This window comes from Roseateles koreensis (assembly GCF_028595305.1).
Taxonomy (GTDB): Bacteria; Pseudomonadota; Gammaproteobacteria; order Burkholderiales; family Burkholderiaceae_C; genus Paucibacter_A; species Paucibacter_A koreensis.
Genome location: NZ_JAQQXS010000007.1, coordinates 226,730 through 247,987 on the forward strand (window position 1 = coordinate 226,730; position 21,258 = coordinate 247,987).

General features: G+C 61.7%; 19 protein-coding genes. 9 read left to right on the top strand and 10 right to left on the bottom strand.

All coding sequences use genetic code 11. The annotated features are described in order from the left end of the window. Positions 1-2: 2 nt before the first annotated feature. On the top strand, positions 3-1,628 hold the full coding sequence (gene pgi / locus PRZ01_RS09905; protein WP_273596612.1) for a glucose-6-phosphate isomerase: 1,626 nt from the start codon (positions 3-5) through the stop codon (positions 1,626-1,628). After that, positions 1,625-2,269 (top strand): HAD family hydrolase, encoded by a 645-nt coding sequence (locus tag PRZ01_RS09910; protein ID WP_273596613.1) that lies wholly within the window; start codon positions 1,625-1,627, stop codon positions 2,267-2,269. The genes pgi and PRZ01_RS09910 overlap by 4 nt, the downstream gene beginning before the upstream one ends. Positions 2,270-2,278: 9 nt before the next feature. Here the strand turns inward: PRZ01_RS09910 and PRZ01_RS09915 are convergent, their stop codons facing one another. From PRZ01_RS09915 to PRZ01_RS09950, 8 genes are all read right to left on the bottom strand, one after another. Next, the gene (locus PRZ01_RS09915; protein ID WP_273596614.1) at positions 2,279-2,485 is read right to left on the bottom strand and encodes a DNA gyrase inhibitor YacG; all 207 of its coding nucleotides are present in this window, start codon (positions 2,483-2,485) and stop codon (positions 2,279-2,281) included. Between the two features lie 49 nt (positions 2,486-2,534). Further along, positions 2,535-3,290: a cell division protein ZapD gene (zapD, locus tag PRZ01_RS09920; RefSeq protein WP_273596615.1), complete on the bottom strand. Its 756-nt coding sequence runs from the start codon at positions 3,288-3,290 to the stop codon at positions 2,535-2,537. Between the two features lie 125 nt (positions 3,291-3,415). Next, entirely contained in the window at positions 3,416-4,039 is a 624-nt protein-coding gene (gene coaE, locus PRZ01_RS09925; protein ID WP_273596616.1) for a dephospho-CoA kinase, read from the bottom strand. Further along, complete coding sequence (locus tag PRZ01_RS09930; protein WP_273596617.1) at positions 4,030-4,962, bottom strand: prepilin peptidase; 933 nt, start codon at positions 4,960-4,962, stop codon at positions 4,030-4,032. Before PRZ01_RS09930 ends, coaE begins: the two co-directional genes overlap by 10 nt. Before the next feature lie 55 nt (positions 4,963-5,017). Continuing rightward, positions 5,018-6,241 carry a type II secretion system F family protein gene (locus PRZ01_RS09935; RefSeq protein WP_273596618.1) on the bottom strand — a complete coding sequence of 408 codons (1,224 nt, stop codon included), beginning with the start codon at positions 6,239-6,241 and terminating at the stop codon, positions 5,018-5,020. Positions 6,242-6,270: 29 nt separating this feature from the next. Further along, a complete protein-coding gene (gene pilB / locus PRZ01_RS09940) occupies positions 6,271-7,935 on the bottom strand; it encodes a type IV-A pilus assembly ATPase PilB (protein ID WP_273596659.1) in 1,665 nt (554 codons plus the stop codon). 533 nt (positions 7,936-8,468) lie between these two features. Then, positions 8,469-8,972: an outer membrane lipoprotein gene (locus PRZ01_RS09945; protein WP_273596619.1), complete on the bottom strand. Its 504-nt coding sequence runs from the start codon at positions 8,970-8,972 to the stop codon at positions 8,469-8,471. A 157-nt stretch (positions 8,973-9,129) separates the two neighbouring features. Next, on the bottom strand, positions 9,130-9,687 hold the full coding sequence (locus tag PRZ01_RS09950) for an HNH endonuclease (RefSeq protein WP_273596620.1): 558 nt from the start codon (positions 9,685-9,687) through the stop codon (positions 9,130-9,132). Between the two features lie 391 nt (positions 9,688-10,078). On the opposite strand from PRZ01_RS09950, the gene PRZ01_RS09955 reads away from it, so the two are divergent. The 6 genes from PRZ01_RS09955 to PRZ01_RS09980 all read left to right on the top strand — a co-directional run bounded on the left by PRZ01_RS09955 (position 10,079) and on the right by PRZ01_RS09980 (position 17,883). Continuing rightward, positions 10,079-10,813, top strand: coding sequence for a TetR/AcrR family transcriptional regulator (locus tag PRZ01_RS09955; RefSeq protein ID WP_273596660.1), 735 nt, complete (start codon positions 10,079-10,081; stop codon positions 10,811-10,813). A gap of 40 nt (positions 10,814-10,853) precedes the next feature. Continuing rightward, positions 10,854-12,644, top strand: a complete 1,791-nt coding sequence (locus PRZ01_RS09960) for an acyl-CoA dehydrogenase C-terminal domain-containing protein (protein WP_273596621.1) — start codon at positions 10,854-10,856, stop codon at positions 12,642-12,644. A 90-nt stretch (positions 12,645-12,734) separates the two neighbouring features. Next, complete coding sequence (locus tag PRZ01_RS09965; protein WP_273596622.1) at positions 12,735-13,169, top strand: DUF2147 domain-containing protein; 435 nt, start codon at positions 12,735-12,737, stop codon at positions 13,167-13,169. 69 nt (positions 13,170-13,238) lie between these two features. Then, complete coding sequence (locus PRZ01_RS09970) at positions 13,239-15,635, top strand: 3-hydroxyacyl-CoA dehydrogenase/enoyl-CoA hydratase family protein (protein ID WP_273596623.1); 2,397 nt, start codon at positions 13,239-13,241, stop codon at positions 15,633-15,635. 194 nt (positions 15,636-15,829) lie between these two features. Then, positions 15,830-17,044 carry an acetyl-CoA C-acyltransferase gene (locus tag PRZ01_RS09975; RefSeq protein WP_273596624.1) on the top strand — a complete coding sequence of 405 codons (1,215 nt, stop codon included), beginning with the start codon at positions 15,830-15,832 and terminating at the stop codon, positions 17,042-17,044. 74 nt (positions 17,045-17,118) lie between these two features. Then, a complete protein-coding gene (locus PRZ01_RS09980; RefSeq protein WP_273596625.1) occupies positions 17,119-17,883 on the top strand; it encodes an enoyl-CoA hydratase in 765 nt (254 codons plus the stop codon). A gap of 102 nt (positions 17,884-17,985) precedes the next feature. On the opposite strand, the gene PRZ01_RS09985 is transcribed toward PRZ01_RS09980, so the two are convergent. Next, positions 17,986-18,420 carry an acyl-CoA thioesterase gene (locus PRZ01_RS09985; protein ID WP_273596626.1) on the bottom strand — a complete coding sequence of 145 codons (435 nt, stop codon included), beginning with the start codon at positions 18,418-18,420 and terminating at the stop codon, positions 17,986-17,988. A 112-nt stretch (positions 18,421-18,532) separates the two neighbouring features. Between PRZ01_RS09985 and PRZ01_RS09990 the strand changes: the two genes are divergently transcribed. Continuing rightward, a complete protein-coding gene (locus PRZ01_RS09990; protein ID WP_273596627.1) occupies positions 18,533-20,383 on the top strand; it encodes an ABCB family ABC transporter ATP-binding protein/permease in 1,851 nt (616 codons plus the stop codon). A 33-nt stretch (positions 20,384-20,416) separates the two neighbouring features. Here the strand turns inward: PRZ01_RS09990 and PRZ01_RS09995 are convergent, their stop codons facing one another. After that, the gene (locus tag PRZ01_RS09995; RefSeq protein ID WP_273596628.1) at positions 20,417-21,100 is read right to left on the bottom strand and encodes a PEP-CTERM sorting domain-containing protein; all 684 of its coding nucleotides are present in this window, start codon (positions 21,098-21,100) and stop codon (positions 20,417-20,419) included. Between the last annotated feature and the right edge of the window lie 158 nt (positions 21,101-21,258).

The following is a 21,258-nucleotide window of genomic DNA, read 5'->3' on the forward strand; positions in this document are numbered from 1 at the left end:
TTATGTCGGTTTCGCGTTGTGATCAAAGCCCCGCCTGGGGCCTGCTGCAAGCTCGATTCAAGGCCCAGGGCCAGCACTTTGATGTGCGCCAGGCCTTGGCTGACGAGCCGGAGCGGTTTGCGCAATGGAGCTTGCGTGTTCCTGAGATTTTTGCTGATCTCTCCAAGAACCGCATTGACGCCTCCACGCTGGATTTGCTCCTGCAACTGGCCCGCGATGTGGGCCTGGAATCACAACGCGATGCGCTGTTCAGCGGCCAACCGGTCAATCTGACTGAAGGCCGTGCCGTGCTGCATACGGCCTTGCGCGCACCGGCCGGGCAGGGCCTGTTCAGCGACGAGGTACAAGCCTCTCTGAACGCCATGCTGGCCTTTGCCGAGCAGGTACGCGACAGCGCCCGCAGCGGCATCACGGACGTGGTGCACATCGGCATTGGCGGCAGCGACCTGGGCCCGGCCATGGTGGTGGGGGCCCTGCAGGCCTTCACCCAGGCGGGGCTGAAGATTCATTTCGTCTCCAACGTGGACGGCCACGATCTGGCTCCAGTGCTGCGCGATTTGAAGCCGGCCAGCACCTTGTTTGTCGTCGCTTCGAAGACCTTCACCACGCAGGAAACCTTGGCCAATGCACTGGCCGCCAAGGCGTGGTTTGTGGCGAATGGCGGGACCGATGTGGCGCGTCACTTTGTCGCTACCAGCAGCAACACGGCTGCTGCTGGTGCGTTTGGTATCACCACCACGTTTGGTTTTTGGGACTGGGTGGGGGGGCGTTATTCGCTGTGGTCGGTGATCGGCCTGCCGATCGCCATTGCCATTGGCGCTGAGAATTTCCGCGCGCTGCTGGCGGGTGCGCATGCGATGGACGGGCATTTTGCACAGGCGCCGCTGGCAAAAAACCTGCCGGTGCTACTGGGTTTGCTGGATGTCTGGTACCGCAATTTTCACGGCTTCACCAGCCGCAGCGTGGCGCCGTACCACCAAGGCCTGCGCCGCTTGCCGGCGTATCTTCAGCAATTGGAGATGGAGAGCAACGGCAAGGGCGTGGATCGGGCCGGGCAAAGCTTGCCCTATGCCACCAGCCCGGTGGTGTGGGGGGAGGCTGGAACCAACGGGCAGCACGCCTACTTCCAGATGCTGCACCAGGGCACGGATGTGATCCCGGTTGAATTCATCGCCGTCAAGACGCCCAATTTCGGCCCGCATGTGTGCGGCGAATTGGCGGCTTGCCTGGCCGATCAACACCAAAAATTGTTGGCCAATTGCCTGGCGCAATCGCAGGCACTGATGCAGGGCAAGGCGTTTGACGAGGCCCTGCAAGAGACGGCGCCAACGGCCTCCAAAACCCTCAACCCTGAGACTTTGGCCCGGCACCGCAGCTTTCCCGGCAACCGGCCCAGTACGATGCTGGTGCTGGATCAACTCACCCCTAGCTCCCTGGGCGCATTGATCGCGCTGTACGAGCACCGCGTGTTTGTCAGCGGCGTGCTGTGGGGTATCAACAGTTTTGACCAGTGGGGGGTGGAGTTGGGCAAGGCCCTGTGCAGCAAGTTGCTGCCCCGGCTGGCCAGCGGCGACAGCGCCGGACTGGATTCATCTACCGCTGGTTTGTTGAGTTACTTGCGCGCATGAACAACGATAAAAACGAAAAGCCCCAAAAGCCTGAAAACATTGTTTTTGACTTTGGCGGCGTGCTGTTCCGCTGGCACCCTGCGTCCTTTTTGGCGCGGGTCTGGCCGCATAGGGCGGCTGACGTGGCCCAGGGGGCGGCGCTCGCCACTGACTTCTTTCAGAATTACAGCGGCGATTGGGGGGCGTTTGATCAGGGTTTGATCGATGCACCCACCGTGACGCAGCGCATTGCTGACCGCACCGGTTGGCCGCTTGCGGAAGTGGCGCAGGTGGTGGCCGCGGTGCCGGATGAATTGCAGGTGTTGCCTGACACCGTGCGGCTGATTGAAGACTTCAAGCGGGCAGGGCATCGCTTGTTTTTCCTCTCCAATATGCCGGAGCCATATGCCGATCATTTGGAGCGTCACTACCCGCTGCACGATTGGTTTGAGGGCGGCGTGTTCTCAGGCCGCGTGAAGGTGTCAAAACCTGACCCGACGATCTTCGAGCTGGCGACGGCACAGTTCGAGGTGCCAGCCCAGAGCTGCTTGTTTCTCGATGACCATCCTGCCAATATCGTTGCGGCGCGGGCGCACGGCTGGCAAGCTGAACTGTTCACGACGGCGGCTGAATTGCGGCCCCGTGTGGCGCACCTGGTCTGAGTTACTGGCTCAGTGCGGCAGGTCTTGTGGCAGCGCGTCGGGGTCTTGGTCTTCCAGTGGCGGGCTGACCTCGACACGAAAGCTCTCGCTGGCCCAGGCGCCCAGGTCGATTTGCCTGCAGCGCTGGCTGCAAAAAGGGCGCCAGCTGTTGCTGGGCGCAAAGATGCTGTCGCCGCCACAGGTGGGGCAACGCACGATGCGTGGGGTACTGCTCATGGTGGGTTCCGGTTCAATCGCGCGCTGATCGACTCAATCAGGTGTTCAATCAGGCGCACAGTGTCAGCTCGAAGCTGGCGTCTTGCAGGGCGGGCTTCAGGCGGCCTTCTTCGTCTTGCCGCATCATCCGTATCGAAATCATCAGGCGATGGCCGCTGATCTCAGGGATCAGGCCCAGGCAGGGATCGATGCGCATGCGCAGCAGTTGGTAAACCCGCCCAGCCGGCAGGCTTTGTTGAAATTGCCCGTGCGTGGCGGCCACTTTGTGCGGGGAGCCAGAGTCGCGCAGCAAGCCCAGGAGCACCTGCAGCGCCTCAGCCAAAGGCATCAGGCTCTGGGTCCACTGCATCAGGTCGTTGCGTCGGCGCACGGGCAGGAATTGCTGCCAGGTGTAGTACGCCGGCAGATCGAATTCGCAGGTGCCACCAGGAATGCTGATGCGGCTGCGGATGCTCATCAACCAGTCGTTGGAGGTGAGCGATGCCCCTGCCTTGCCGACCAATTTGTTGAGGCCGTCGTAGGCGTGGTCAATGCGTGTGACGACTTGGTCCAGGGCCGCCTCGGAAACCCCGGGGTTGCCGCGGTAGCTGTTGAGCTGCGCTTTGTGACGCTCCAGCTCTTTGAGCAAGTCGGATTTGAGGTCGGCACGCGAGGCCACGTCCATGATTTCGAACACGGTGACCAGCGCGAAATGATGGTCGAGCGGCGTTTCCCGCTCCATCAGCTGACCCAGACGGTCGAACAGATGTTCCAAGCGCAGCATCGTGCGGATGCTTTCATTGAACGGATATTCGTATAAGACCAAGGCGGCCATCCCTGTCGGTCAGCGTGGATGCGAGCGTTGCGACTCAGAATTTGTCGGCAACTTGATGTTTGGCTGATTGTTTCACAGCCGGAGCCCTTGCTAACGCCGCCCCGACATGGAATCGCTCAGGTCCAACGCCTAAAAAGGCTCAAGACCTGCGCCTGGAGGGCGGTGAGTTCGAGTTGTTCATTGAAGATCACGCCGTCGGCGCAGGCGCGGCGTGCCTGGCGCGAGGCTTGTTGGGACAGCACGGCCAAGACCGCCTCGCGCGGCCAGCCATTGCGCCGCATCACGCGTTGAATCTGGGTTTCTTCTTCGCAATCAACCACGAGCACCCGGTCCACCCGCTGGCGCCAGCGGCCGGATTCAACCAGCAGTGGCACGTCAAACACCAGCGTGGTGTGTGGATTGGCGGTGGTTGCGGCGGCGGCCAGTGCTTCCGTTTGAGCGCCAATCATGGGATGCAGGATGCGCTCTAGTTGCTGCTTGATTTCGGGGTTAGCAAAGACTTGCCCACGCATCCAATCCCGGTTCAGGGCGCCATCAGGTGCGACCGCTTGTGCGCCAAACTGGGCCGAGATGGTCTGCATCGCGGCGCCCTGTGGCGCCGTCAGAGAGCGGGCGATGGCGTCAGTGTCAATGACGGCGGCGCCGAGCTCCTGCAGGCATCTTGCAATGGTGCTCTTGCCGCTACCGATGCCCCCGGTAAGGCCAATACGCAGGCGTGTGGCGCCTTGCTTCAAGCCCATCCCAGCCAACCCAGAACGCGTTGCGATCCGGCAAACAGCACCACAAATCCGCCTCCGGCCAGGAAGGGGCCGAAGGGCACGTAGCGGCCTTCGCGCAGCTTGGCGTTCATCTTGAGCGCGATGCCCACGCCAGCACCAATCACCGAGGCTCCCAGGACAATGGGCAAAATCATTTGCCAACCCAGCCAGGCGCCCAGGGCGGCCAACAGTTTGAAGTCGCCGTAGCCCATGCCCTCTTTGCCGGTCAGCAGCTTGAACAACCAGTAGATGGACCACAGCGACAGGTAGCCGGTCAAGGCGCCGATCATGGCTTCATGCAAGGGTACGGTGAGGCCGGCCAAGGCAGCGGCCAGGCCTGCCCACAGCAGCGGTTGGTTGATGGCGTCCGGCAGCAGGGTGGTATCCCAATCGATGGCAGCCAGGGCCAGCAAGGCCGCGCTGAACCCGCACCACAGTAGGGTGCTGGGCTGGGCGCCAAAGTGCCAGGACAGGGCCGCGAACATCAGCGCGGTGCTCAGCTCGATCAGCGGGTACCGTTTGGAAATGGCGGTTTTGCAACTGGCGCATTTGCCGCCCAGGCGTAGCCAGCCGATCAGGGGCAAGTTCTCATGCCAGGCCAGTTGATGGCCGCAAGCGGGGCAGCGTGAGCGGGGCAGGGCGATGCCCAAGGGCGGCAGCTTTTCCATGTGCGCGCCCAGGGCGGAAGCGGCTGCGGCCAGTTTGTCGGTTTCGGCTTGAGGTCGGCCTGTGGCCCGCGCCAATTCTTTGCCGTCGCTCAGCGTGTGCGTGGCGTCCACCAGCCATTGGCGCTCCATCATCTGGGGCAGGCGGTGGATCACCACATTGAGAAAACTCCCCACGCACAAGCCCAGGAGGCCCAGCGCAAGCGGCGAGAGCAGCCATTCGATTTCAGCAGCGGACATGAAGAAATGTTCTGTAGAAAGGTAAGGTGAGGTGAGGTGAGGTGAGGCGCGGTACTCAGACCACCTGGCCCAGTTTGAAGATCGGCAGGTACATGGCGACCACGATGCCGCCAATGATGGTGCCCAGAATGACGATGATGAAGGGCTCCATCAGGCTGGACAGGGCTTTGACGGCCTCGTCGACTTCGTCTTCAAAGAATTCGGCAGACTTGGACAGCATGTGGTCCAACGAGCCGGACTCTTCGCCGATCGACGCCATTTGCAACACCATGGTCGGGAAGATGCCGGTACTGGTCATCGAGGTGGTCAAGGCGGTGCCGGTCGACACATCACGTTGAATTTTTTCGGTGGCTTCGGCGAATACCGCGTTACCGGCGGCCCCCCCCACGGAGTCGAGTGCCTCCACCAGGGGCACGCCTGCGGCGAACATGGTGGACAGAGTGCGCGTCCAGCGCGCCACGGCCGATTTGTACAGCAGATCGCCGAACACGGGGATCTTGAGCAGCAGTCGGTCCATGGTCTTTTGCATCTTGACCGAGCGCTTCCACGACTGCAGGAAGAAGTAGATGCCGCCGCCGATGCTGCCAAAAATGGCCCACCAGTAGGACACGAAGATCTTGGACATGGCGATCACCATCATGGTGGGCGCTGGCAACTCTGCACCGAAGGACTTGAACACGTCCTCAAAGGCCGGTACCACGAAGATCATGATCACGGCCACCACGATGAAGGCCACCACCAGCACGCCAATGGGGTAGGTTAGCGCGGACTTGATCTTGTTCTTCAGGGCAACGGTTTTTTCCTGATAGATGGCCAAGCGGTCCAGCAGCGTTTCAAGAATACCGGCGGCTTCACCCGCCTCCACCAGATTGCAGTACAGCGCGTCGAAGTACATCGGATGCTTGCGCAAGGCCGTCGACAGGCTGGTGCCTGTTTCCACATCGTTCTTGATGTCGTTGAGCAGACGGGTCAGGCGCGGGTTGGTGCTGCCACGCCCCACGATTTCGAATGATTGCAGCAGTGGCACACCGGCCCGCATCATGGTGGCCAATTGCCGGGTGAACACGGCGATGTCTTTTTGTTTGATGGATTTGCCACCGCTGATCCGGCGCTTCTTGACCTTGGACACCAGAATGCCCTGGCGCCGCAGCGAGGCGCTGACCATGGCTTCGCCACCGGCGCGCATCTCACCCCGCACGAGCTTGCCGTTACGGTCCTTGCCCTCCCATTCGTAGGTGTACTCGGTCGTTCGTCGGGCCGTTGCTGTTGCTGTCGCCATTTCACCTCCGGGGGCCGCTTGTGGCCTTGTTATTCATTGGTCGCCGCCAAGACTTCTTCCAGGGTCGTGACCCCGGCGCGCACTTTCACCAAGCCGAATTGGCGCAGATCCCGTACCCCCTCCTTGGCCGCCTGTGTGGCGATGTCCATGGCGGAGCCTTGGTTCAGGATGATGCGCTGGATGTCTTCCGTGATCGGCATGACCTGATAGAGACCGACCCGTCCACGGTAGCCGTTATTGCAATTCGAGCAGCCGACTGCCCGGTACTGCTTCCAGGAGCCGTCGAGCTCTTCTTCGACAAAACCGGCGCGAAGTAAAGCGTCGCGCGGGTACTCTGCAACCGCCTTGCAGTTCTCGCACAGGCGCCGCACCAGACGCTGGGCCGTGATGAGCAGCACGCTGGACGCGATGTTGAAGGGCGCCACGCCCATGTTCAGCAGACGGCTGAGCGTTTTGGGCGCATCGTTGGTGTGCAGGGTGGACATCACCATGTGGCCGGTCTGAGCGGCCTTGATGGCAATGTCAGCGGTCTCCAGGTCGCGGATTTCGCCGACCATGATGATGTCGGGATCTTGCCGCAAGAACGACTTCAGCGCCGCCGCAAATCCGAGCCCCGCCTTGTCATTGACGTTGACTTGGTTGATACCGGGCAGGTTGATTTCGGCGGGGTCTTCCACCGTTGAGATGTTGACGCCCGGCTGGTTCAAAATGTTGAGGCAGGTGTACAGGGACACGGTCTTGCCCGAGCCGGTGGGCCCCGTCACCAGCACCATGCCGTAGGGGCGAGAAATGGCGGCCAGCAGCCGATCTTTTTCGATCTTTTCGTAGCCCAAGGCGTCAATGCCCAGCTTGGCCGAGGACGGATCCAGGATACGGATCACGATTTTTTCGCCAAACAGCGTGGGCAGGGTGCTGATCCGGAAGTCGATGGCCTTGGCACCGAACTTGAGCTTCATGCGCCCGTCTTGCGGCACCCGCCGCTCCGCGATGTCGAGGCGCGACAGCACCTTGATGCGCGAGGCCAGCTTGTCTTTGATGGCGATGGGCGGCTGCGTGATTTCGCGCAGTTCACCGTCTACGCGAAAGCGCACCCGGTAATGAAATTCGTAGGGTTCGAAATGCAAGTCAGAGGCGCGCAGATTGATGGCATCTACCAGCATCTTCTGCAGAAAGCGCACCACGGGTGCATCTTCCACGTCGGCCAGTTCGGCGGCTTCTTGCTGGGGTGCTTCTTCTTCGGCAATGTCGAAGTCAAAGTCGCCGCCGGCCATCGACTCCAGGGTCTCGCTGGCGCTGCTGCCCGAACCCTGCAACATGCGCGTGAGCTTGTCGTGCTCGACGATGACCCATTCCGGACTCAGCTGGGTGGCGAATTTGATCCGCTCCATCACGTCCTGGTCGGTCGGGTCGGCCCCGCCGATGAAGAGTCGGCTGCCGCGCCGGCCCAGCACCACCACCTGATACTGGTGGGCCAGCTTGGCGTCGACGATGTCGCGCGGCATCCGCTGCGGGTCCATGGCGCTGAGGTCGAGCAGCGGCAACGCCAGAGCAGACGACAGCGTGTGCGCCAAGTCTGTGGGACTGATCACGCCTGCCGCAATCACCGAATTGACGAAGCTGGCCTTTTTCTCGCGGGCCTGGCGAATCAACTCTTCGGCCTGCTTGGGTTGCAGCTTGCCGGCATGCACCAGCATGCGTGCCACGCCGGAAAGGGCAGACTGAGGCGACTCGGCCAGGGTGGGTTCCACAGAGCTTCTCTAGTTTGATGATGCCAATGCGTGTGATTGTCCAGGCGACGGGCCTGGGCGCGAGACTTCAATCGAGCACTGTAAACCTTGCGATCAAGCGCTTGACGGCAAAAAACGTGCGCTTGCGCACGCGGGGTACTGTCCTGAACTTGCACGCGGCGTACAGGCCACCTTGTGTCTGCGTGATTGTCGCTGTTGATTTGTGGCGAATAGACCCTGAAAAGCAGGTAAATCACCTGAAATATCGCCGCGTCGGTTTGTCGCGGTGCCATGGTCGATGGCTGCTAACTGACAATTCAAGCGGTGTAATTCTTTGGCGTAACAGTGCGTAAATCTGGCTGATTTGCGCAGGACTTCCATCGTTCGGGTGGCCATGAAAAAAGGCGCGGGCAGTTTGCCGGCGCCTTCTTGAGTTTTGACTGCGTACGCTGCCCGACGCGTTGCCAGGCACTTATCGTGCGCTGACGGGCAGAAAATACTCAGTACTTTCGCGGCGCTGGCTCGTTCATGGGTGCGGCGGTAACGGCCGGAGCGCGGCTTACGCGCGTTTTGCCGCCAGTCGTCACCAGAATCACCGCCTCGCCGGGCTGCAGATTTTCTTGGCCCTTGGCTTGCACCACGGAGCGGCGTTCGCCATTGCGCAACTGCACAATGATTTCGACCGCGTCTTCGCGGGTGGTGGCACGCTCTACTGCATTGCCGGCCACGGCACCGGCCACCGCACCCAGCACACCGACGATGGCGTTTTCACGCTGTCCGCCCACGGACGAGCCGGCAATGCCGCCGACCACGCCGCCTGCGACGGCGCCGATACCGCTTTGCGAGCCGTCCACCGTCACGGTGCGAACCGACAGTACGGTGGCGTCTTGAATTTGCGCCATGCGTTGGGCGTCTTCACGCTTGATCACATCGGGGCTGGTGGTGGAGCAGGCGCTCAGGGTTGCCAGGGCCACGAGTGTGGTGCTGAGGATGATTTTTTTCATGACGAACATTTCAATTTCTCCGTGGGCAGACCGCTGCCCAACGCCTGTCATTGTGCCGAGGTTGACGGCTTGACACTATTTAACGCAAGGGAGGCGAGCATTCGGCGCTTGATTCAGTTGCCCAAAACGCCCAAAACGCGCAGCCGAGGCCCTTTGTTCAGCCATGCAGTCGGCTTGAGCGCGGCACGCTGGCGAGTAAAAACTCCATTTGATCCACCAAAATGCGGCGCCCGCGCAGAATCATGTCTTCATGCAAATTGGGGACATAGGGCAGGTAGAGCAGGCTCATGTTGGCCTCTTCAGGCATGCGGCTGCCTTTGCGGCCGTTGCAGCCCTTGCAGGCAGTGATGCAGTTCATCCAGTTGTCGCGCCCGCCACGGGAGGTGGGGTGAATGTGCTCCCGTGTCAGGTCATCGGCATGAAAGCTGTGGCCGCAATAGGCGCAGACAAAGCGGTCGCGGGCGAACAATTTGGGGTTGGACAAGGACGGCGCTTGGCGCCAAGCCCGACTTGGCACCGAGCCGCGCACGGCGATGATGGGGTGAACCTCAATGCGGGATTGCTGGCCGGTGCGCCGCTGCAAGCCGCCGCGCAAGGTCTGGCAGGGATCGCCAAGCGTCCAGGCCACACCGTCGCAGGCATAGATGACGGCCGCTTCACGGGTCGAAATCCAAGCTTGCGGTCGACCTGAGCAATCCAGTTGAAGTACATCCACAGCGTGAGACCTCCAAGGCGGAGCGTACTGCAAGTGGCCGCGCCGATTCAAGTTTTCGTCGCTTTCGTGGTGGCCCCGTGCGCGCTAAGCGACAGCGGACGCCCTGCCGGGCGGTGGTGAGGGGGGCTGTCAAGGCGTTGTCATTGCAATTGACCAGACTGTTCGATTTTGTGGGGGTATGCACTGCGCCATGCCGGGGTTTGTGCGCCTGACGGACGTTTCGGTGCCTAGGCAGGGGCCTCTAAAAAAACAGCAAAAAAACTCTCGGTGAACCAAGCAAAAGTTGCAAACTTTCTGCAAAATAGAACGATCGTTCGTTTTATTATTCGCCGCAATTCATTCGCTGTTTCTCCCCGTCCAACCGAAGCCTTTCCGGAATTCGCCCGTGTCCATGACCCTTCCCATCAAACCTGATGTCGACCTGACCGCTGCTGCTGTGGTCAAGCCTGGGCGTGGTGTGCGTACTCTGCAAAAAGGGCAGCACACCCGGGCCGTGATTCTTGAGGCCGCTTTGGGGCTGGCCTCGCACATGGGCTTGGAGGGGCTGTCGATCGGCGCGCTGGCGGACGTCACGAAAATGAGCAAGTCGGGCGTTTTTGCCCACTTCGGCTCGCGTGAAGAATTGCAGATTGCCGTGGTGATGGAGTACCACGCCAAGTTTGAAGAAGAGGTCTTTTTCAGCGCCATTCTCGAAGCCCGTGGCCTGCCGCGCTTGCGTGCTTTGTTCGAGCGCTGGGTGCGCCGCGTTTCGCTGGAACTGGATGCGGGTTGCATCTACATCAGCGGCGCCGTTGAGTTTGATGACCGGCCCGGCCCGGTACGCGACGCCTTGGTCTCGATGGTCAAGGACTGGCATGCGGCCCTGTACAAGGCCATTGTGCTGGCGCAAGAGGTGGGTCATCTGCAAGCTGACGCCGATGTTGAGCAGATTCTTTTTGAGTTGCACGGACTGATTCTTTCCCTTCATCACGATGCGCGGTTCTTGCGCAATCTGGGTGCGCTGGAGCGGGCAAGACTGGGTTTTGACCGTGCGGTGCAATCCTATGCAACCCCTGCCGGCCTGGAGGCGGACGCCTCGGCCAAAAAAGCTGTCACCGCTGCGAGCACTAAGAAGCCGCGACGCTGATTTTCTTCACCTATTTCGTCTTTTTCACCCGGAGTTCGACATGCCCATCTATAACCCGCCCCTGCGCGACATGCAATTTGTGATGCACGAAGTGCTCAACGTGGTGGACCAACTCAAGGCCTTGCCGCAGCATGCTGACATGGACGTTGACACCATCAACGCGGTGCTGGAAGAAGGCGGCAAGTTCGCGGCGGAAGTGCTGGCGCCCTTGAACCTCAGCGGCGACGCTGAAGGCTGCTCGCTGGACAAAGTGACGCACGAAGTCAGCCCCCCAAAGGGCTTCAAGGAAGCCTACGCCCAGTACGTGGAAGGCGGCTGGCCCTCGCTGGGTTGTGATCCCGAGTTTGGCGGCCAGGGCCTGCCCTTGGTGCTGAACCAGGCTTTCTACGAAATGATGAACTCGGCCAACCAGGCCTGGACCATGTACCCCGGCCTGAGCCACGGCGCCTACGAGGCCTTGCACGCGCACGGCACCCCTGAGCAAAAGGCGATTTACCTGCCCAAGCTGACCAGTGGCGAGTGGACTGGCACCATGTGCCTGACCGAGCCGCATTGCGGCACCGATCTGGGCATGCTGCGCAGCAAGGCTGAGCCTTTGGCTGATGGCAGCTACAAGATCAACGGCGCCAAGATCTTCATCTCCGCCGGTGAGCACGACATGGTGTCCAACATCGTGCACTTGGTGCTGGCTCGCCTGCCTGATGCGCCGGAAGGCTCCAAGGGTATCTCGCTGTTCGTTGTTCCCAAGTTCATGGTGAACGCCGACGGCACCCTGGGCAAGCGCAATGGCATCTTCTGCGCCGGCCTGGAGCACAAGATGGGCATCCATGCCAACGCCACCTGCCAGATGGTGCTGGAAGATGCCGTCGGTACGCTGGTGGGGCAGCCCAACAAGGGCCTTGCTGCCATGTTCGTGATGATGAACGCTGCCCGCCTGGGTGTGGGTAACCAGTCACTCGGACTGACCGAGGTGGCGTATCAGAACGCCGTGGCCTACGCCAAGGACCGCATCCAGATGCGCGCCCTGAGCGGCCCCAAGGCGCCCGAGAAGGCCGCCGACCCCATCATCGTGCACCCCGATGTGCGCAAGATGTTGCTGACCGCGCGTGCCTATGCCGAAGGCGGCCGTGCCCTGTCCACCTACGTGGCCGTCACGCTGGACCGCTCCCTGAGCGCCGCCGACGAAGATGAGCGCAAGGAAGCTGATGACGAAGTCGCGCTGCTGACCCCCATCATCAAGGCTTTCATCTCCGACAACGCCTGGATTGCGACCTCGCATTGCATGCAGGTGTTCGGTGGCCACGGTTTCATCCATGAGTGGGGCATGGAGCAATTTGTGCGCGATGCCCGCATCAACATGATCTACGAAGGCACCAACACCATCCAGTCGTTGGACCTGCTGGGCCGCAAGATCCTGGGTGACAACGGCGCCAAGCTCAAGAAGTTCGGCAAGAAGATTGCTCAGTTCGTCGAAGAAGAAGGCACCAACGAGGCGATGCAGGAGTTCATCAACCCGTTGGCTGACATTGGCGACAAGGTGACCAAGCTGACCACCGAGATCGGCATGAAGGCCTTCCAGAACCCCGATGAAGTGGGTGCTGCGGCCGTGGATTACCTGCGCGTCGTGGGTCACATGACGTTTGCCTACTTCTGGGCCCGCATGGCCAAGGTGGCGCTGGAGAAACAAGCCAGCGGCGACACCTTCTACACCGCCAAGTTGTTGACGGCTCGTTTCTATTTCGCCAAGTTGTTGCCTGAAACGGCTTCGCTGATCCGCACCGCGCGTGCCGGTCTGCAACCGTTGATGGCCATGGACGAGGCGCTGTTCTAAACACTTTCGTTGTTGTCAGTGTGAGTGGGCCATCGGTTGGTGGCCCGTCTTTCGGTCGGGAATCATTTCAAATCAAATCAGGAGACGCCCATGAGAAAGTTTGTTGCTGCCGCTGCCATGACCCTTGTTGCCAACCTCGCACTGGCCCAAGCCAGTCCAGTAGGCTTGTGGAAGACCATTGACGACGACGGCAAGACCGAGAAATCGCTGGTGCGCATCACCGATGGTGCAACTGGTCTCACGGGTGTCATTGAAAAGGTTTTTGATCCCACCAAGCAAGATGCCAAGTGCGAGAAGTGCACGGATGATCGCAAGGACAAACCCGTGGTGGGCATGACCATCATCCATGGGCTCAAGCAGGACGCCAGCGACAAGTCTTTGTGGGAGGGCGGTGAAATTCTCGACCCCAACAACGGCAAGTCCTACAAGACTCGTCTCAAGCCGATTGAAGGCGGCAAGAAATTGGAGATGAGAGGCTATATCGGTTTCTTCTACCGCACCCAGACCTGGGTGCGCGTCGAGTAAGCCATTTTTACGGTGGAGTTGCCGCTGAACCGGGCAGCTCTACCTTGTTGTTTTTTTAGGGAGAAGGTTGTGAGTCGATTCCAAGTTCGCAAAGTCGCCGTTCTCGGCGCTGGCGTGATGGGCGCGCAGATTGCTGCGCATCTGGTCAACGTCAAGGTGCCTGTGGTCTTGTTTGACCTGCCCGCCAAGGAAGGTCCCAAGAACGGCATCGTCACCAAGGCGATCGACGGCCTGAAGAAGCTCAAGCCAGCTCCCCTGGGCGACGCCGCCGACGCGGCGTTGATCCAGCAAGCCAATTACGAAGAACATCTGGACCTGCTCAAGGACTGCGACCTCATCATCGAGGCCATCGCCGAGCGCATGGACTGGAAGCTGGACCTGTACCGCAAGATTGCGCCGTTTGTGGCGCCGGGCGCCATCGTGGCCTCCAACACTTCGGGTCTTTCGATCACGAAGCTGGCCGAAGTGCTGCCAGAAGAGTTGAAGCCCCGTTTCTGCGGCATCCACTTCTTCAACCCACCGCGCTATATGTACCTGGTGGAGTTGATCAACACGCCCACCACCCGTCCGGAAGTGATCGACCAGCTGGAAAGCTTCGTCACCAGCGCCGTGGGCAAGGGCGTTGTGCGCGCCAATGACACCCCTAACTTCGTGGCCAATCGGGTCGGCATCGCCGGCATGATGGCTACGATGATTGAAGCTGAGAAGTTCGGCCTGTCCTGCGATCTGGTGGACGACCTGACCGGCAAGAAGCTAGGCCGCGCCTCCAGCGGCACCTTCCGCACCGCGGACGTGGTCGGTCTGGACACCATGGCCCACGTGGTCAAGACCATGCAGGACAATCTGAAGGACGACCCGTTCTTCTCCACCTACGCCACACCCAAGGTGCTGGCGGGCCTGATCGAGAAGGGCGCACTGGGCCAGAAGGCCGGTGGCGGCTTCTACAAGAAGGTGGGCAAGGACATCCAGCGCCTTGACTTCGCCACGGGCGAATACGTGGCCGGCGGCAAGAAGGCTGACGACATCGTCGCCCGCATGCTGAAGAAGCCCGCAGCCGAGCGCATCAAGCTGCTGCGCGAATCCACCAACCCGCAAGCCCAGTTCCTGTGGTCCATCCTGCGCGACAGCTTCCACTACGTGGCGGTGCACCTGGACACCGTGGCTGACACCGCGCGCGAAATTGACTTCGCCATGCGCTGGGGTTTTGGCGCCTCGCAGGGCCCCTTCGAGCTGTGGCAGCAAGCCGGCTGGAAACAAGTGGCCGAGTGGGTGCGTGAAGACATCGCTGCCGGCAAGACCCTGGCCAGCGCTGCGCTGCCCGCCTGGGTGTTTGAAGGCCCGGTCGCCGACAACGGCGGCGTGCACAGCAAGGCCGGCTCGTGGAGCGCCGCTGAAGGCAAGTTCAAGACCCGTGCCGAGTTGCCCGTGTACCAACGCCAGGCCTTCCCGGAAGCGCTGTTTGGCGAAGGTGCGCCCGAGCCGCTGAAGGCCGGCACCGAGTTGTTCAAGAACGAGGAAGTGCGCGTCTGGACGATGGACAACGAAGTGGTCATCGCCTCGATCACCGCCAAGTTGCACCTGATCAGCCCGACCGTCACGGAAGGCCTGATCAAGGCCGTTGAGATCGCCGAAGCCGGCTACAAGGGCCTGGTGGTCTGGTCGCCCGATGAGGTGTTCTCCGCCGGTGCCAACCTGGAAGCGCTGATGCCGGTCTTCATGACCAAGGGCGCCAAGGGCATTGCCCCGGAAGAGAAGAAGCTGCAAGACGCGATGCTGCGCATCCGCTACGCCACGGTGCCCGTGGTGGCGGCTGTGCGCGGCCTGGCACTGGGCGGCGGCTGCGAGTTGGCGGTGCATTGCGCCCGCCGCGTTGCCCACATGGAAAGCTATGTCGGCCTGGTCGAAGTGGGCGTGGGCCTGATCCCCGGCGCCGGCGGCCTGACCTACATCGCTCGCCGTGCCGCTGAAATGGCTGCTGCTGGCAATGCCAATGCCGACATCTTCATGTTCCTGAAAGACGGCTTCACCACCGCGGCCATGGCCAAGGTGGCGACTTCGGCGCTGGAAGCCAAGAAGAACGGCTTCTTCCTCGACAGCGACATCATTGTCCCGAACAAGGACGAACTGCTGTACGTTGCGACGGCCCAAGCCAAGGCCATGTTCGACTCCGGCTACCGTGCGCCGCTGCGTGCCAAGTTCCCGGTGGCCGGCCGTTCGGGCATCGCCACCATCAAGGGGCAACTGGCCAATATGCGTGACGGCGGCTTCATCAGCGCCCACGACTATCACCTGGCCAGCTTGATCGCCGATGTGCTGTGCGGTGGCGCGGTGGAAGCCGGCTCGCTGGTGGATGAGGAATATCTGATGTCTTTGGAGCGCAAGCACTTCTGCTCCTTGCTGGAGCATCCGAAGACGCAAGAGCGGATCATGGGCATGCTCCAAACCGGCAAGCCCGTCAGGAACTGATGGCGCTACTGCGCGAACGCCTGGCGTCGTTGGGCGGTGCACGGAATCCTCACGACCAGGGAGGTCGTTCCGGGTCCTGTGCCCCGCCCGCCCAGCCTGTCGTCCGCTCGCGGCGCTCCCTCAATCCCTGACCCGGCCGTGTGGCCGGGGTACTGAATACAAAGAAATTTACTGGTCATGAAAGGATCAGGATCATGAGCAAGCAAGTTCAAGAAGCCTATATTTGCGCCGCCACCCGCCTGCCTATCGGCAAGTCGGGCCGGGGCTATTACAAGAACACCCGTCCAGACGAGATGCTGACGCGCGCCATCCAGGCTGCGCTGGCGCAAGTGCCGGGCTTGGACCCCAAGGCGATTGAGGATGCCATCGTTGGCTGCTCCTTCCCCGAAGGCGAGCAAGGCATGAACATCGCCCGCGTGGCGGCTGTGTTGTCAGGTCTGCCCAATACCGTGGGCGGCGTGACGGTCAACCGTTATTGCGCTTCCGGCATCACCGCCCTGCAGATGGCGGCCGACCGCATCCGCGTCGGTGAAGCCGAGGTGATGATCGCCGCCGGCGTTGAGTCGATGAGCATGGTGCCCATGGGCGGCAACAAGCCGTCCATGCCGCCTGCGATTTTCGAGCGCGACGAAAACATCGGCCTGGCCTACGGCATGGGCCTGACGGCCGAGAAGGTCGCCACGCAGTGGAAGATCAGCCGCGAAGCGCAAGACGAATTCGCGGTGGAATCGCATCGCCGTGCCATGGCCGCTATCGCTTCGGGGGCCTTCGCCGCTGAAATGACGCCGTTCGAGATCATCGAGCGCACGCCCAATCTGCTGGACGGCTCGATCACCGAGCGCCGCCGCACGGTCAGCATCGACGAAGGCCCACGCGCTGAAACGTCGATGGAAGGCCTGGCCCGCTTGAAGCCGGTGTTTGCTGCCAAGGGCAGCGTCACCGCCGGCAACAGCTCGCAAACCTCTGACGGCTCCGGCGCCCTGATCGTGGCTTCTGAAGCTGCGGTCAAGCGCTTTGGCCTGACCCCGCTGGCACGTTTTGTCAGCTTCGCCGTGCGCGGCGTGCCGCCCGAGATCATGGGCATTGGCCCGATCGAGGCGATCCCGGCAGCGCTGAAGCTGGCCGGCATCACCGCCGCTGATCTCGATTGGGTGGAATTGAACGAAGCCTTCGCCGCCCAGTCGCTGGCCGTGCTGAACGACCTTGACAGCAAGGGCATCGTGATGGACCGCAGCAAGGTCAACCCCAACGGCGGCGCGATCGCCCTGGGCCACCCGCTGGGCGCTACCGGCGCCATCCGCGCTGCCTCGGTGATCCACGGCCTGCGCCGCACCGGCGGCAAGTACGGCATGGTGACCATGTGCATCGGCGCCGGCCAGGGTGCTGCCGGCATCATCGAGCGGCTCTGATCGGCCGAAAAAAAGCGCGGCTCCGGCCGCGTTTTTTTCTTTGCTGGCATGATCTTGCATCTGGAGAGTTTTCTATGAGCATCAAAACTGCAATCGTCAACGGCGTGGCAAGTATCGAAATTGCGCGTCCGGAGAAAAAAAATGCGCTGACCCGCGCGATGTACCAGGAGATGGCGGACATCCTCGTCGCCGTCAACACAGACAAGAGCGTGCGTGCCGTGCTGATCCAGGGCCAGCCCTCGATCTTCACCTCGGGCAATGACATCGAAGACTTCATGGGCAGCCCGCCGCGGGACGAAGACGCCCCGGTGTTCCAGTTCATGCGGGCGCTGCTGGGCTGTGAGAAGCCGGTGGTGGCCGCTGTCACGGGTGCCGCCATCGGCATCGGCACGACGCTGCTGTTGCATTGCGACCTGGTCTACGTGGCAGACGACAGCCGCTTGGCCATGCCTTTTGTGGGCCTGGGCCTGGTGCCCGAGTTCGCCTCCAGCCTGGTCGTGCCGCGTTTGATGGGCCACGCCAAGGCGGCTGAAAAGCTGCTGCTCGGCGACCCCTTCACCGGCGCTGAGGCGGTGGAGTGCGGCATCGCCAACGCAGTGCTGCCGTCTGGCGAGGTCGTGAACCACGCCCGCCGCGTGGCCGAACGTTTCAACACCCTGGCCCCCGGTGCGGTGCGCGACAGCAAGCGCTTGATGCGCCGCCACAGCCAGGAGCAGGTGCTGGAAACCGTGCGCGTGGAAGCCGAAATCTTCGGCGCCCGCCTGCGCTCCCCCGAAGCCATGGAAGCCTTCCAGGCCTTCTTCCAGAAGCGTGCGCCGGATTTTTCGAAGTTTGATTGAGACTTGAGACTTGAGTCGCGAGGCTCAAAAATGAAAGGACCTGTGCCCATGGCCAGGTCCTTTTTTTTATTCCTTTCCGCCGTGCCAGGCACGGCGGAAAGATCAGGCGGCCGCTGCAGCCGCTCCAAAGGGGCGAGGCTTGCCCGTGGCGTCGATCGCCACAAAGGTCAGGTTGGCCTGCGTGACTTTCACCACTTCGGGGGCGGCCGGGTTGCGCTCGGCTTCTACATCCACATGCACGGTGATAGACGTGCGGCCGATGCGGGTGACCTGGGCGTAGAAGGACAGCAGGTCGCCCACCGTGACCGGTTGCTTGAAGATGAATTCATTGACAGCCACCGTGGTCACGCGCCCGCGTGAAATGCGGGCTGGCAACACCGAGGCGGCCAAGTCGACCTGGGCCATGATCCAGCCGCCGAAGATGTCGCCATTGGCGTTAGCGTCCGCCGGCATGGGCATGACGCGCAAGACCAGTTCGCGCTGGTGACCGGGCAGCGCTTGGATGCCGTCTGTTTTGTTGGGTTGGTCGTTGGGCATGGGCTTCCCTGAGAGAATTGACCTCTATTCTCGGTGACATCCGGCCCGCGGCCCGGTGACCCAGCGAAAAGCCCTTGCCTCTTGAACCCTGACCCCCCGCCCATTCATCCCCATGCGAAAACACCCCCCATCACCAGCACCCAGCGGCACCGACCTGAACAGCAGCCCGCGTGGTGACTGGGACACGGTGCGCAAGCTGCTGCCCTATCTGTGGCGCTACCGCTGGCGGGTGGGTATCGCCCTGGGCTTCATGCTGTGCGCCAAGCTGGCCAATGTGGGCGTACCGCTGCTGCTGAAGTCATTGGTGGACAGTTTGGCCATCAAGCCGGGCTCGGTGCAGAGCATGGCGGTGGTGCCCCTGGGGCTGCTGCTGGCATATGGCGCGCTGCGGTTGTCGACCTCCTTGTTTACCGAGTTACGTGAGCTGATCTTTGCCAAGGCGACCGAAGGCACCGCGCGTTCGATCTCGCTACAGGTGTTTCGTCATCTGCACGACCTGAGCTTGCGCTTTCACCTGGAGCGGCAGACCGGCGGCATGACGCGCGATATCGAGCGCGGCACGCGGGCTGTGCATTCGTTGATCTCGTATTCGCTCTACAGCATCGTCCCCACCTTGATCGAAGTGACGCTGGTGCTGAGCCTGCTGGCGATCAAGTTCGACGCGTGGTTCGCCTGGATCACCCTGGCTGCGTTGGTGGTCTACATCGCCTTCACCATCACGGTGACTGAATGGCGCACGCAGTTCCGCAAGCAGCTCAATGAGTTGGATTCGGTGGCGCACAGCAAGGCGATCGACTCGCTGTTGAACTTCGAGACGGTCAAGTACTTCAACAACGAAGACTTCGAGGCGCGCCGCTACGACGAAAGCCTGGAGAAGCTACGCCGTGCGCAGCTCAAGTCGCAGTCCACGTTGTCTCTGCTCAATACGGGGCAGCAACTCATCATCGCCACTGCGTTGGTGATGATGCTGTGGCGTGCCACCGAGGGTGTGGTGGCCGGGCGCATGAGTTTGGGTGATCTGGTGATGGTGAATGCCTTCATGATCCAGCTCTACATTCCGCTCAATTTTTTGGGGGTGATCTACCGCGAGATCAAACAGAGCCTGACCGATCTGGAAAAGATGTTTCTCTTGCTGTCACGCGAGCGAGAGGTGGCAGACCGGCCCGATGCGCAAGTCTTGCAGGTGGGCGCGGGCGCGGTGCGCTTCGAGCACGTGAGCTTCGCCTACGACAAGGCGCGACCCATTCTGCATGACGTGAGCTTCGAGATTCCCGCCGGCAAGAAGGTCGCCGTGGTGGGCCCGAGCGGTTCGGGCAAGAGCACGCTGGCGCGCTTGTTGTTCAGGTTCTACGACGTGGATGCCGGGCGCATCACGATCGATGGCCAAGAGTTGCGCAGCGTGACGCAGTCCAGCCTGCGGCGCGCCATCGGCATCGTGCCGCAAGATACGGTGCTGTTCAATGACACCGTGGCCTACAACATCGCCTACGGCCGCCCAGGCGCCACGCAAGAGCAGGTGGAGGCGGCGGCGAGCGCGGCGCACATCCACCAATTCATTGCCGCTACGCCTAAGGGTTATGCCACCATGGTGGGCGAGCGTGGCCTGAAATTGTCAGGCGGAGAAAAGCAGCGCGTGGCGATTGCACGTACGCTGTTGAAGGACCCGCCGGTGATGATTTTTGACGAGGCCACCTCGGCTCTGGATTCCAACAACGAGCGCGCCATTCAGGCCGAGCTCGACGCAGCAGGCCGAAACAAGACTGTGCTGGTGATTGCGCACCGCCTCTCCACCGTGGTGGACGCCCATGAGATATTGGTGCTGGAAGCGGGCCGCATCAAAGAGCGCGGCCACCATGAACAACTGCTCGCGCAGCAGGGCATTTATGCGCGCATGTGGCGCTTGCAGCAGAGTGGAGGTGCTGCGGCGGAGGCGCCAACGGACACGAGTTCCGCGGTGGCTTGATCCCTGGGCCCCTTGCCGGGCGGGTACGGGGCCTCAGCCCTTGCGTTGCTTGCGGCTCCAGCCCAGGGCGCCCAGAGCGGCCAGGCTCAGCGCCACACTGCTGGGCTCCGGCACATTGCCGCCGCCATCGGCACCCAGGCGAATGTCGTCAAACCAGAAGGCGTTGTTGGTGCCCGAGATGACCACCGATTGGGCCGTGCCGGAGAAATTGATGTCCACGGTGCGCCAGTTGCAGACGAAACCGGTGACAACTTGCTGGGTATCTGGATTCAGACAGGCGCCCGTGCTGCCCAGGCTGACGACGCTGAGGCGACTGCCATGCCCGCCCACATCGTCATAGACAGAAATCGTGCCGGTGGCCTCGCCAGCCGCATACAGCAACTTCAACTCGCTAGAAAAGCCGGCATTGACATCGAAGACCAGGCGGGTCGTTGCGTCATTGCCGCCCGACATGAACATTGCCCCCTTGGTCACCGAGCCATACACGGCCGGATCTCTGAAGAAGTTGCCATCCGCCGTGGGGTCCAGCCAGGCGCTGGTCATGCTCAGGGCGTTGCTGAGGAAGGTGACGTCAGCCGCGTAGGGGTTGTTGGCGGCGACGGTCAGGTCGTTCACCGCGTTGGGAACCGTTTCAAAGTCCATGAAAACGGGCGCCGCAGCCGCGGGCAGGGTGCACGCGGCCAAAGCTGCTGTGATCAAGAAATTGAGGGTCTTCATGATCCTTGTGCTCCAAGATTTGATGCGATTGAACGGGCTTGAACGGGCCACCACAAATGGGCGCTTATCTACTTTAGCCAGCTAAGCGTCAAGCCGGGGTGGCGCGATCCCCTGCAAGTGAGGGGGGGGCAGAGCAATTAAGAGGGCGACAAGGGAGA

Excerpts from the sequence above, each read along its gene's own strand:
- pgi (WP_273596612.1), top strand. The coding sequence starts at position 3 with ATGTCGGTTTCGCGTTGTGATCAAAGCCCCGCCTGGGGCCTGCTGCAA.
- PRZ01_RS09910 (WP_273596613.1), top strand. The coding sequence starts at position 1,625 with ATGAACAACGATAAAAACGAAAAGCCCCAAAAGCCTGAAAACATTGTT.
- PRZ01_RS09915 (WP_273596614.1), bottom strand. The coding sequence starts at position 2,485 with ATGAGCAGTACCCCACGCATCGTGCGTTGCCCCACCTGTGGCGGCGAC.
- coaE (WP_273596616.1), bottom strand. The coding sequence starts at position 4,039 with ATGGGCTTGAAGCAAGGCGCCACACGCCTGCGTATTGGCCTTACCGGG.
- PRZ01_RS09930 (WP_273596617.1), bottom strand. The coding sequence starts at position 4,962 with ATGTCCGCTGCTGAAATCGAATGGCTGCTCTCGCCGCTTGCGCTGGGC.
- PRZ01_RS09935 (WP_273596618.1), bottom strand. The coding sequence starts at position 6,241 with ATGGCGACAGCAACAGCAACGGCCCGACGAACGACCGAGTACACCTAC.
- pilB (WP_273596659.1), bottom strand. The coding sequence starts at position 7,935 with ATGCTGGTGCATGCCGGCAAGCTGCAACCCAAGCAGGCCGAAGAGTTG.
- PRZ01_RS09945 (WP_273596619.1), bottom strand. The coding sequence starts at position 8,972 with ATGAAAAAAATCATCCTCAGCACCACACTCGTGGCCCTGGCAACCCTG.
- PRZ01_RS09955 (WP_273596660.1), top strand. The coding sequence starts at position 10,079 with ATGACCCTTCCCATCAAACCTGATGTCGACCTGACCGCTGCTGCTGTG.
- PRZ01_RS09960 (WP_273596621.1), top strand. The coding sequence starts at position 10,854 with ATGCCCATCTATAACCCGCCCCTGCGCGACATGCAATTTGTGATGCAC.
- PRZ01_RS09965 (WP_273596622.1), top strand. The coding sequence starts at position 12,735 with ATGAGAAAGTTTGTTGCTGCCGCTGCCATGACCCTTGTTGCCAACCTC.
- PRZ01_RS09975 (WP_273596624.1), top strand. The coding sequence starts at position 15,830 with ATGAGCAAGCAAGTTCAAGAAGCCTATATTTGCGCCGCCACCCGCCTG.
- PRZ01_RS09980 (WP_273596625.1), top strand. The coding sequence starts at position 17,119 with ATGAGCATCAAAACTGCAATCGTCAACGGCGTGGCAAGTATCGAAATT.
- PRZ01_RS09985 (WP_273596626.1), bottom strand. The coding sequence starts at position 18,420 with ATGCCCAACGACCAACCCAACAAAACAGACGGCATCCAAGCGCTGCCC.
- PRZ01_RS09990 (WP_273596627.1), top strand. The coding sequence starts at position 18,533 with ATGCGAAAACACCCCCCATCACCAGCACCCAGCGGCACCGACCTGAAC.
- PRZ01_RS09995 (WP_273596628.1), bottom strand. The coding sequence starts at position 21,100 with ATGAAGACCCTCAATTTCTTGATCACAGCAGCTTTGGCCGCGTGCACC.